The organism is Lentzea sp. (assembly GCF_035525475.1).
Taxonomy (GTDB): domain Bacteria; phylum Actinomycetota; class Actinomycetes; order Mycobacteriales; family Pseudonocardiaceae; genus Lentzea.
The window spans coordinates 1-11248 of record NZ_DATLEC010000020.1; the positions used below are offsets into that span (position 1 = coordinate 1).

General features: G+C 70.7%; 10 protein-coding genes. 5 read left to right on the plus strand and 5 right to left on the minus strand.

What is annotated here, in order from left to right:
* The coding region (locus VM306_RS02305; protein ID WP_325510519.1) for a HAMP domain-containing protein at positions 1 to 2885 on the minus strand (2885 nt) is incomplete at its 3' end.
* 137 nt (positions 2886 to 3022) lie between these two features.
* Between VM306_RS02305 and VM306_RS02310 the strand changes: the two genes are divergently transcribed.
* From VM306_RS02310 to VM306_RS02320, 3 genes are all read left to right on the plus strand, one after another.
* A complete protein-coding gene (locus VM306_RS02310) occupies positions 3023 to 4408 on the plus strand; it encodes a PP2C family protein-serine/threonine phosphatase (RefSeq protein WP_325510520.1) in 1386 nt (461 codons plus the stop codon).
* 178 nt (positions 4409 to 4586) lie between these two features.
* Positions 4587 to 6113, plus strand: a complete 1527-nt coding sequence (locus tag VM306_RS02315; RefSeq protein WP_325510521.1) for a PHP domain-containing protein — start codon at positions 4587 to 4589, stop codon at positions 6111 to 6113.
* A 33-nt stretch (positions 6114 to 6146) separates the two neighbouring features.
* Positions 6147 to 6728, plus strand: coding sequence for a TMEM175 family protein (locus VM306_RS02320; RefSeq protein ID WP_325510522.1), 582 nt, complete (start codon positions 6147 to 6149; stop codon positions 6726 to 6728).
* On the opposite strand, the gene VM306_RS02325 is transcribed toward VM306_RS02320, so the two are convergent.
* Complete coding sequence (locus tag VM306_RS02325; protein ID WP_414672316.1) at positions 6725 to 7564, minus strand: helix-turn-helix transcriptional regulator; 840 nt, start codon at positions 7562 to 7564, stop codon at positions 6725 to 6727. The two genes, VM306_RS02320 and VM306_RS02325, sit on opposite strands and share 4 nt — an antisense overlap.
* Positions 7565 to 7677: 113 nt before the next feature.
* Here VM306_RS02325 and VM306_RS02330 point away from each other — a divergent pair, with 113 nt between their 5' ends.
* Positions 7678 to 8610, plus strand: coding sequence for an SDR family oxidoreductase (locus VM306_RS02330; protein ID WP_325510523.1), 933 nt, complete (start codon positions 7678 to 7680; stop codon positions 8608 to 8610).
* A gap of 47 nt (positions 8611 to 8657) precedes the next feature.
* On the opposite strand, the gene VM306_RS02335 is transcribed toward VM306_RS02330, so the two are convergent.
* From VM306_RS02335 to VM306_RS02345, 3 genes are read right to left on the minus strand one after another with little or no spacing between them, the layout of a single operon-like run.
* On the minus strand, positions 8658 to 9038 hold the full coding sequence (locus tag VM306_RS02335) for an RICIN domain-containing protein (RefSeq protein WP_325510528.1): 381 nt from the start codon (positions 9036 to 9038) through the stop codon (positions 8658 to 8660).
* Between the two features lie 50 nt (positions 9039 to 9088).
* Complete coding sequence (locus tag VM306_RS02340) at positions 9089 to 9709, minus strand: alpha-ketoglutarate-dependent dioxygenase AlkB (protein ID WP_414672317.1); 621 nt, start codon at positions 9707 to 9709, stop codon at positions 9089 to 9091.
* 15 nt (positions 9710 to 9724) lie between these two features.
* Complete coding sequence (locus VM306_RS02345; RefSeq protein ID WP_325510525.1) at positions 9725 to 10264, minus strand: TetR/AcrR family transcriptional regulator; 540 nt, start codon at positions 10262 to 10264, stop codon at positions 9725 to 9727.
* Positions 10265 to 10313: 49 nt separating this feature from the next.
* Between VM306_RS02345 and VM306_RS02350 the strand changes: the two genes are divergently transcribed.
* Positions 10314 to 11248 (plus strand): AMP-binding protein (locus VM306_RS02350; protein WP_325510526.1); only part of this gene is annotated, 935 nt, incomplete at its 3' end.

Consider the following 11248-nt stretch of genomic DNA (forward strand, 5'->3'; position numbering starts at 1 on the left):
GTCCGGGCGTTGGCCAGCATCGTGTTCAGGTTGACGCCGATGTTCTCCTTGAGCTGGTCCAGCAGGTCCAGGTGCACCTCGGTGAACTCGCCGAACGACCCCAGCTCGATCACGCCGAGCGTCTCGCCCTGGAACACGATCGGCAGGATCACCAGGTTGGCGGGCGGCGCGGCGCCGAGCCCCGAGCCGATCTCCAGGTACCCCGGTGGCACGTCGGTGACCAGCACCGTCTTCTTCTCCCGCGCGACCTGGCCGACCAGCGACTCGCCGCGGGTGAACCGCTTGGGCCGGCCCGCGGGCGGCAGGTAGCCGTAGGACGCGGTGAGGTCCAGGGCGTTGGACTCCGGGTCGGCCAGGAAGAACGCGCCGTGCTGCGCCGACACCAGCGGGGTCAGCTCGCTGATCACCAGCGACGCCATGGCGTTGAGGTCGCGGTGGCCCTGCATCTGGCCGGACAGCCGGGCCAGGTTCGTCTTCAGCCAGTCCTGCTCCTGGTTGGCGCGGGTGGACGCCTTCAGGTTGCCGATCATCCGGTTGATGTTGTCCTTGAGGTCGGCGACCTCGCCGGACGCGTCCACGGTGATCTGCCGGGTCAGGTCGCCCGCGGTCACCGCGGTGGCCACGACCGCGATCGCGCGCACCTGCCGGGTCAGGTTCCCGGCCAGCTCGTTGACGTTCTCGGTGAGCCGCTTCCAGGTGCCCGAGACGCCCTCCACCTCGGCCTGGCCGCCCAGCTTGCCCTCGGTGCCGACCTCGCGGGCGACGCGGGTGACCTCGTCGGCGAACGACGAGAGCTGGTCGACCATCGTGTTGATGGTGGTCTTGAGCTCGAGGATCTCGCCGCGCGCGGCGACGTCGATCTTCCTGGTCAGGTCGCCCCGCGCGACGGCGGTGGTGACCTGGGCGATGTTGCGGACCTGGTTGGTGAGGTTGTCCGCCATGAAGTTCACCGAGTCGGTGAGGTCCTTCCACGTGCCCGCGACGCCGGACACGCGCGCCTGGCCGCCGAGGATGCCCTCGGTGCCGACCTCGCGGGCGACGCGGGTGACCTCGTCGCCGAACGCGCGCAGCGTGTCGACCATGCCGTTCAGCGTCTCGGCGAGGGCCGCGACCTCGCCCTTCGCCTCGACGGTGATCTTCTTCGAGAGGTCGCCGTTCGCGACGGCGGTGGCGACGGCGGCGATGTTGCGGACCTGGTTGGTCAGGTTGTCCGCCATCAGGTTGACGTTGTCGGTCAGGTCCTTCCAGGTGCCGGCCACGCCCTGCACGCGCGCCTGACCGCCCAGGCGGCCGTCCGTGCCGACCTCGCGTGCGACGCGGGTGACCTCCTCCGCGAACGACGACAGCTGGTCGACCATCGTGTTCAGCGTGGACTTGAGCTCCAGGATCTCGCCGCGCGCGTCGACGGTGATCTTCTGCGACAGGTCGCCGTTGGCCACCGCGGTCGCGACGTGGGCGATGTTGCGGACCTGGTTGGTCAGGTTGTTCGCCATGAAGTTGACGTTGTCGGTCAGGTCGCGCCAGGTGCCCGCGACACCGGGCACCGTCGCCTGACCGCCGAGGCGGCCCTCGGTGCCGACCTCGCGGGCCACGCGGGTGGCCTCGTCGGCGAAGGCGGAGAGCTGGTCGACCATCGTGTTGATGGTGGTCTTGAGCTCGAGGATCTCGCCGCGGGCGTCGATGGTGATCTTCTGGGTCAGGTCGCCGCGCGCGATGGCGGTGGTGACCTGGGCGATGTTGCGGACCTGGGTCGTCAGGTTGTTCGCCATGACGTTCACCGACTCGGTGAGGTCGCGCCACGTGCCGGCGACGCCGGGGACCTGCGCCTGGCCGCCCAGCCGGCCGTCGGAGCCGACCTCGCGGGCCACGCGGGTGACCTCGTCGGCGAAGGCGGAGAGCTGGTCGACCATCGTGTTGATCGTGGACTTGAGCTCCAGGATCTCGCCGCGCGCGTCGACGGTGATCTTCTGGGTCAGGTCGCCCTGCGCGACGGCGGTCGTGACCTGCGCGATGTTGCGGACCTGGGTCGTCAGGTTCTCCGCCATGAAGTTCACGTTGTCGGTCAGGTCGCGCCACGTGCCGGCGACACCGGGGACCTTCGCCTGACCGCCGAGCTTGCCGTCCGTGCCGACCTCGCGGGCGACACGCGTCACCTCGTCGGCGAACGACGAGAGCTGGTCGACCATCGTGTTCAGCGTGTTCTTGAGCTCCAGCATCTCGCCGGAGACGTCGACCGTGATCTTCTGGGTCAGGTCGCCGTTGGCCACCGCGGTCGCGACGTGGGCGATGTTGCGGACCTGGTTCGTCAGGTTGTTCGCCATCGAGTTGACGTTGTCGGTCAGGTCGCGCCACGTGCCCGCCACGCCCGGCACCTTCGCCTGGCCGCCGAGGCGGCCCTCGGTGCCGACCTCGCGGGCCACGCGGGTGACCTCGTCGGCGAACGACGACAGCTGGTCCACCAGGCCGTTCACCGTCGACCCGAGCGTGGCGAACTCGCCGCGCAGCGTCTGGTCCGACATGCGCTTGGTCAGGTCGCCCTCGGCGACGGCGGCGAGCACGCGGCTCAGCTCGCTCGTCGGCCGCATCAGGTCCTCGACCAGGCCGTTCACCGAGTCCGCGATCAGCGACCAGCCACCGGCGGTGCCCGCGGGCGCCACCCGTTCGGTGAGTCTGCCCTCCTGGCCGACGGCCTGCCGGACCCGGCCCAGCTCACCGGCGAGCCACTGGTTGCGGTCCGCTATCTCGTTGAACACGTCCGCGAGGGCGGAGACCGGCCCGTTCCCCGGCACGACCAGCCTGCGGCGGAAGTTGCCGTCGCGCAGGTCCTTCATCGCCGAGAGAACCCTGTCGAGGGTCGCGTCCGTCTCTTCGCTGGCCGTGGTCACTCCAAGCCTCCGTGCCTCGGTGGTCGCGGACAAGCCTGCCACGTTAGGTTGGGAGCGAGGTAACTTGATGCCGCGATGCACGCCGACAACCCGCAGGAGGCCGTGATGAACCGGCCGCCCGCACAGGACGAAAGCGGATGAGCAGCGCCGTGGGCATCGACCTGGACGGCTGGCAGCGCCTGGTGGACGGGCTGCGCGAAGCCGTCCTCGTCGTGGACCCCGCCGGCGTGGTGCGCGTCCGCAACGCCGCGGCCGCCGCGCGGTTCCCGCGGCTGTTCCTCGGCGAGCACTTCGACGTGCACGTCGCGGGCCGTCAGCACGACCTCGGCGACGGCTGGAGCGCCTGGTACTTCACCGACTCGACGCTCGACCACGCCCACCTGCGGCTCGCGAGCGGCACGTCGCGCGAGGCCACGCTGAAGACGATCGTGCAGCTCGCCGCGGAGCTGCTGGGGGAGCACTGCGTCGCCGTCGTGCCCGCCACGCGCGACCGCCTGGAGTGGTGGCGCTGCGGCGGCGGTGAGCCCACGGTCACCCGCACGCCCCGCCGGGTGTCCTCGATCACCGAGGTGCTGACGGGCATGACGACGCTGGCGAGGATCACCTCTTTGGGTGAAGGCAGCTGGGGCGTGCCGGAGAACTTCGGCTGCGGGCTGGCCGTCCCGCTGGGAGTCGGCGGCGCGCTGGTCGTGCTGCGCCAGGGCGACTTCGCGCCGAACGACGTCGAGCGGGTCCGGCTGTTCGGCAAGCACGCCGCCGCGGCGCTGGAGTCGTCGTCGAGGCTGACCGAGCAGAAGCGGACGATCGAGATCCTGCGTTCGGCGCTGCTGCCGCTGCCGCTGCCAGAGGTGCCCGGTGTGTCGCTGGCCTCGGTGTTCATCCCGGCCCACCAGCGAGCGCTGGTGGGCGGCGACTTCTACGACGTGCACCCGCGCACGGACGGCTCGGCGACGTTCGCGCTGGGCGACGTCTGCGGCCACGGCCTGGAAGCCGCGGTCCACAGTGGACGCGTGCGCCAGTCGCTGCAGGCGTTGTCGCTCGTCGAGACGAACCCTGTGCGGCTGCTGCACCTGCTCAACACGTCGCTGCGCGCCACCGGTTCGAAGCTCTTCACCACTCTCGTCGTGGGCGAGCTCGTGCCGCTGGCGGCCGGGGGAGCGAGCCTGTCGCTGGCCTCCGGCGGCCACCCCGTGCCGTTGATCCTGCGGGCGGACGGCAGCGTGCAGGAGGTGAGCACGACCGGTGCGATCGTCGGGATCCTGGCCGATGTCCGGTTCTCCGGCGAGCAGGTCACGCTGGCGCCCGGCGACACGCTGGTGCTCTACTCCGACGGGTTCACCGAGGCCCGCGCGCACACCGACCGCACGGAGCTGTTCGGCGAGCAGCGGCTGAGGGCCGTGCTGAAGGAGTGCAAGGGGCAGTCGGCGGAGGAGATCGCGCGGCACTGCGAGGAGGCGGTGCTGAAGTGGCTGGACCGCGACGACCACGACGACCTCGCGCTGCTGGCCGTCCAGGCCGTGTGACCGGATTTCCGGTACAAAGGTTCACCGGCTGTTCGTTTCCCTGGACAGCTCGACCGGATGTGATCTGCGCATGTCCCACTCACACGGTCACCCCCACGGTGATCACACGCATCACCACCACGAGGTAGAGCCGGTCGAGGGCAGCTGGCTCGACCCCGGGGACGACCGTCCGTCATCGGTGGAACGCCGCAGGTTCCTGGCGGGCCTCGGCATCGCGGCCGGCGCCGTCGGCGTGGCCGCCGCTGCCGGCACGGGGACAGCCGAGGCGCACGTCCCCGTCAACCCGTGGGGTGACGGCGACCGCTGGTACGCCGGCGACCACCACATCCACACGCAGTACTCCGACGACGGCCAGTACACGATCGAGCAGCAGGTCCGCAAAGCCCGCGAGTTCGGGCTCGACTGGGTCGTGATCACCGACCACGGCGGCCCCGCGCACCAGAAGTTCTCGATCGACCAGGTCACGCCCGACATCGAGCGCGCCCGCCGCAACCAGCGCGACGTGCTGGTCTACCAGGGCCTCGAGTGGAACATCCCCGGCGCGGAGCACGCGACCGTCTTCCTGCCGCCCGGCAAGCACACCGTCGACATCCTCAAGGCCTTCGAGCTGTCCTACGACGGACGGATCGCGAACAACACCGAGCCGCTCGCGCTGGCGGCGCTGCGGTACCTGGAGGCGCAGGTCCTCTCCGGACGGACCGAGATCGCGCTGATGTTCGCGAACCACCCGTCCCGGCGCGGCGTGGACAGCCCGCACGAGCTGCGCGGCTGGCGCGACGCGGCCCCCGGCGTCGCGGTCGGCATGGAGGGCGCGCCCGGCCACCAGGCCGCCGGCATCCCGAAGTCCGCGGGCGGTCCCGGCCGAGCGCGCGGCTACTACGACACCGCCGCCCCGCTGCCGGAGTCGTTCCCCGCCTACCCGGCGGAGTCCTACCGCACCCACGGCGGCTTCGACTGGATGACCGCGAAGGTCGGCGGTCTCTGGGACTCGCTGCTCGCCGAGGGCAGGCCGTGGTGGATCACCGCGAACTCCGACGTGCACCAGGTCTTCGGCGACACCTTCACGCAGGGCAGGCAGGACCACGCCACGACGGGCTCGAAAGGCGCGCCGATCGACTCCGGCGTCAAGCAGACCGGCTACGGCGACTTCTTCCCCGGCCAGTACGGGGCGAACGTCGTGGGAGCGCGCTCGCGGTCCTACGTGGACGTCATGCGCGGTCTGCAGTCCGGCAAGGTCCTGACCGTGCACGGACGTCTGGTCGACGGCCTGGAGCTGCGCGTGCGCTCGCGGGACGACCTGCGCGGCGTGACGCTGGGCGGTCGCACGTTCGTGCGCCGCGGCGGCGACGTCGAGGTGACCATCGAGATCGACCGCGCCTCCGGCCCGAACTGGTCCGGCTCGGTGCCGTCGCCGGCGAAGGTCGACCTGATCTCCGGCCCGGTGACCGGTCCCGCCGTCGACCGCGACGTGTTCACGGCGCCCGGAACCGCCGTCACGAAGACGTTCGAGGTGCCGCGCAAGGGCAAGATCCGGTTCACGCACACGTTCAAGAACGTCGAGCGGTCGTTCTACCTGAGGTTGCGGGGCAGCGACGGCAACCGCCTGACCTCCGCCGGTGACCCGGTGATCGACGAGATCGCGAACTCCGACCCGTGGGCCGACCTCTGGTTCTACGCCAACCCGGTGTTCGTGGACGTGATCTGATTCCGCGCGTCCACTGAGGACTAGGTTGGCCGGGTGACCGCGAAGCGCGAACCCGACCGCCTGGTCCTCTTCACCGACGCCGTGGTCGCCATCGCGATCACCCTGCTGGTGCTGCCGCTGGTGGAGGTCGTCTCGGAACCGGGCTCCGAGCCCCCCGCGGAGCTGGTTCACCGCCACTGGCCGCAGATCTTCAGCTTCCTGCTGAGCTTCGCCGTCATCGCACAGCTGTGGATGACGCACCACCGCCTGTTCGAGAACGTCAAGCGCTACAACTCGCCGCTGATGCTGCTGAACATGGCCTGGTTGCTCACGATCGTGGTGCTGCCGTTTCCGACGGAGCTCGTCGGCAGGCCCGGTGACGACCACTTCACGCAGTTCTTCTACATCGGCACGATCGCCGTCAGCAGCGCCCTGCTGACGGCGTTGACCCTGCTCGTGCACGGCAGCCCGGACCTGGCCGTGGAAGGGCGTGGGCTCTCACTCCTGGTGGTGCTGCGGGCGCTCCTGCCGACCGCGATGCTGCTGCTGGCCCTCGTGCTGTCGCCGTTGATCAGCTACTGGGGCCTGCTGCTGTTGCTCCTGAGCCCGGCCGCCGGTCTGCGTCGACCGGCCTAGGTGAGCTGAGTGCCCAGGACCGACAGCAGCTGCAGCTTCTCGTGGCTCTCGCTGCCCGGCGTGGCGGTGTAGACGAGCAGGATGTGCGACTGCTCGGGGTCGAGGAGCGTCTGGCACTGCAGTTCCAGCGAGCCGAGCGAGGGGTGGACGTACCGCTTGACCTCGCGGGGACGCAGGCCGATCTCGTGGGCGTCCCACACGGTCCGGAACTCCTCGCTCCCGGCCAGCAGCAGGTCGGTGTACTGCGCGGCGCGGGACCCCGGTCCTCGCCGCGTCACGGCCTCGCGCAGGCCGGAGGCGAACATCCGGCCGAGGAACTCGTGGTCGTCGGGGTGGTAGAGCGCCCGGCACGCCGGGTCGGTGAACCACCGGTAGCCGAGGCTGCGGGCCGGACCGGTGAACCGCGTCGTGTCACCCGTGAGGGCGACGCCCAGCGGGGTCTGGCGCAGCGTCTCGCCGAGCTCGGTGACGATCTCGGCCGGGGTGTCCTGCAGGCGGTCGAAGATGCGGGCGAGGCCGGGACCGACGTGCTCGCTGAGCGACCCGCGCGGGGGCGGTCCGTGCCCGGCGAGCCGGAACAGGTGGTCGCGCTCGTCCAGCGACAGGTGCAGGCCCTGGGCGATCGCGGCGACCATCTGCGGGGACGGGTGCGGCCCGCGTTCCTGTTCCAGGCGCGCGTAGTAGTCGGCGGACATGTTGCACAGCGCGGCGACCTCCTCGCGGCGCAGGCCGTTCGTCCTGCGCCGCGGCCCGCGGGGGAGCCCGATGTCCTCGGGCTGCACCGCCTCCCTGCGCAGCCGGAGGAACGCCGCCAACCCTGCTCTGTCGATCGCCACGTGTCTTTTCTAGTGCTCGTGCGCCGCCGTATCCACGGATCGACAGGTCCTGGATGAGCACCGGTCGCTCAGCCACTGTGGAGGCAACCCCACGACGAGCAGGAGAGTGCGCGATGGCCCGCAGGAAGTTCGACATCGAGATCCCGGACCTGGCGGGCAAACGCGCCGTCGTCACCGGCGCCAGCGACGGCGTGGGCCTCGGCATCGCCCGCCGGCTGGCCGCGGCCGGGGCCGAGGTCGTCATGCCCGTCCGCAACCAGGCCAAGGGCGCCGCGGCCGTGGCGGTGATCCGCCGCGAGGTCCCCGGAGCCGACGTGTCCCTGCGCGAGCTCGACCTGTCGTCGTTGCGCTCGGTCGCCGCGCTGGGCTCCACCCTGCTGGAGGAGGACAAGCCCGTCCACGTCCTCGTCAACAACGCCGGCGTCATGACCCCGCCCGACCGCCAGACGACGGCCGACGGGTTCGAGCTGCAGTTCGGCACCAACCACCTCGGCCACTTCGCCCTGGTGCAGCACCTGTTGCCGCTGTTGCGCGCCGGCCGAGCCCGCGTCACGTCGCAGATCAGCATCGCCGCCAACGCGAACGCCATCAACTGGGACGACCTGAACTGGGAGCGTTCGTACAGCGGCGGCAAGGCCTACAGCCAGTCGAAGATCGCCTTCGGGCTGTTCGGCCTGGAGCTGGCCCGGCGGAGTGCGGCGGGCGGCTGGGGCGTCACGAGCAACCTCTGCCACCCCGGGATCGCGCCCACCAACCTGCTGGCCGCCCGCCCGGAGGTCGCTCGCGACTCCGACACGCTGAGCGTGCGCGTGATCCGGTTCCTGTCGGCTCGCGGCATCGTCGTCGGCACCGTCGAGTCCGCTCAACTCCCCGCTCTTCTCGCCGCGACGTCTCCCTCGCCCGGCGGGTTCTTCGGGCCGAGCGGTGCGGGCGGCCTGGGTGGTCCGCCCGCCGAGGTGCCGCTCTACAGCCGTCTGCGCTCGAAAGAGGAGGCGCGGCGCGTGTGGGAGAAGTCCGAGGAGCTGGTCGCGGTGAGGACCGCGTGACCGGAAGGTTCCTCCGGTCCGCCGACCGGACCGGAGGAACCCCCTCGTCACCCCTGGTGCCAGAGCTGGTTGTCGTTCCCGACACCGCACTGCCAGACGCCGATCGACGCCCCGTTGGCCGGCGAGCCGCCCAGCAGGTCGAGGCAGAGGTTGGTGCCCCCGACGCGGCCGGCGCTCACGAGCCGGAGGAACCCGGGGGCCTCGGGTGCCACGTTCAGCTGCCAGCGCTGGAACGTGTCGTTGCCGCACACGTGCACCTTGGCGTTCTGCCCGTTCACCGCTCTCGCGTAGTCCAGGCAGAGGTTGTCGTTGATGTTGCGCAGGCGGAACTGGTTGCCGCCAGCCTCTGCTTGATCATGGTGTCTCCTTCTTCGTGCGTGCGACGACCGAGTGCGGTCCGCATGCGGTGAGAAAGCTCGAAGTGACAGCCACGGTCACAGAAGCCGTCGACAGCCCGGCGACAACGCGTTGACAGCGCTCAGCGGACTCCGTGCGGGCGGAACTGGATGCTGATGCGCGGCCCCACGACCTTCGACGTCTTCGGGATGGCGTGCTCCCACGTCCGCTGGCACGACCCGCCCATCACCAGCAGATCGCCGTGCCCCAACGCGTACCGGTGCGTCTCACCGCCCCCGCGCGGCCGCAGCAGCAGCGCACGCGGCGCGCCGACGGACAGGATCGCGACCATCGTGTCCTCGGTCTGGCCGCGGCCGATCGTGTCGCCGTGCCACGCCACGGAGTCGCGCCCGTCGCGGTAGTAGCAGAGCCCGGCGGTAGTGAAGGGCTCGCCCAGTTCGTCCCCGTAGTGCTGCGACAGCATCGAACGCGCGGAGGTCAGCACGTCGGACGGCAGCGCGCCGGAGTAGAAGCAGAGCAGGCGCGGCACGTCGACCACGCTGTCGTACATCTGGCGGCGTTCGGCGCGCCACGGCACGGTGGACACCAGCGAGTCGAACAACGCGTCGGCGCCCGACAGCCAGCCCGGCTGGACGTCGATCCACGCCCCGGCGTCCAGAGACGTCCGGCGCGGTGCGAGCGGGGCCAGCTCGGGCTCCGCTTCCAGGTCGAAGAGTGAACCCTGGCGCATGGACCGCAGCATAATCGAACGTGTGTTCTAGGGCGACAGGACGGACCACACCGCGTCGGCGATCAGTTCGCGGGCCGCGGCCAGGTCGAAGACGCCCAATAGGAACCGGCGGACCGACTCGTGGGCCGGGCCCATCGCCACGGGTTCCAGCGCCCACGGCGGGATGGGACGCAGTTCGCCCGCGGCCGTCCGGTCCGAGAACCAGGTCAGCACCGGGGCGAACTCCGCCTGCTTGGCCACCGGGTCGGCGTGGTCGGGGGCGGCGTACAGGAAGCGGGCGCGGCTGGGGTTCGCGGTCACCCAGTCCAGGTAGCGCAGCGTCAGGTCGCGCACGGCCGCGGAGGCGGGGCGCGAGTCCAGGGCCGGCAGCATCGCGGCCACGCAGCGGGCGTAGCTGTCGGCGTAGAGCTGGGCGAACACGCCGGCCCTGCTGCCGAAGTGGTGGTAGATGCTGCCGTTCGACATGCCGGAACGCTCGGTGAGGGCCGCGATGGTCACGGCGTCGAGGCCGCCCTCGGAGACGAGTGAGAGCGCCGCGTCGAGGAGAGACTGTCGTCGGTCGGCCACGGGGGTTAGAGTACCGCTCTGGAGCAACGCTCCAGAGAAGGGGAGAGCAATGGCGCTGTCGATTCCCGGCCTGCTGCGCGAGAGGGCCGCGCGCACGCCCGACGCCGAGGCGATGCGGTACCGCGACCACGGTGGCTGGGCCTCGCTCACCTGGGCCGAGCTGCAGGAACGGGTGGCGGAGCTCGCGTTCGGGCTGCGGACCGAGGGGTTGCGCAAGGGCGATCGGGTGGCGCTCATGGGGCGCACCAGCATCGAGTGGATCGTCACCGACCTCGCCGTCCTCGCGGCCGGCGGCGCCACGACCACGATCTACCCGAACAGCACCGAGGCCGAGGTCGCGCACATCATCGGCGACTCCGGCAGCGCCATCGTGGTCGTCGAGACCGACGAGCACGCGGGCCTCATGCCCGGTGACGCGAAGGTGCTGCGGTTCGGCGCGGTTCCGAAGGCGCAGGGCGACTACGACGCGCTGGTCGACGAGATCGCACCCGGCGACCTGGCGACGCTGATCTACACCTCGGGCACGACCGGGCAGCCCAAGGGCGTGGTGCATGACACCGGCGGTTATTGCGTCGCGCTCTACTGGTCGATGAAGAACCTCTACGGCATCGAGCCGGGCGAGGTGTGGTGGACCGCGTCCGACGTGGGCTGGGCGGTCGGTCACAGCTACACCGTCTACGGCCCGCTGCTCGACGGCGCGACCTCGATCCTCTACGAAGGCAAGCCGGTCGGCACGCCCGACCCCGGCGCCTTCTGGCGAGTCGTCTCGCAGCACAACGTCAGCGTGCTCTTCACGGCACCGACCGCCTTCCGCGCGATCAAACGCGAAGACCACGCGGGCGAACACATGCGCCGCTACGACCTAAGCCGATTCCGCGCGCTCTTCCTAGCGGGTGAACGCTGCGACCCGGACACGTTGCTTTGGGCAGGGATGCGGCTTGGCGTGCCCGTGATTGATAACTGGTGGCAGACGGAGACGGGGTG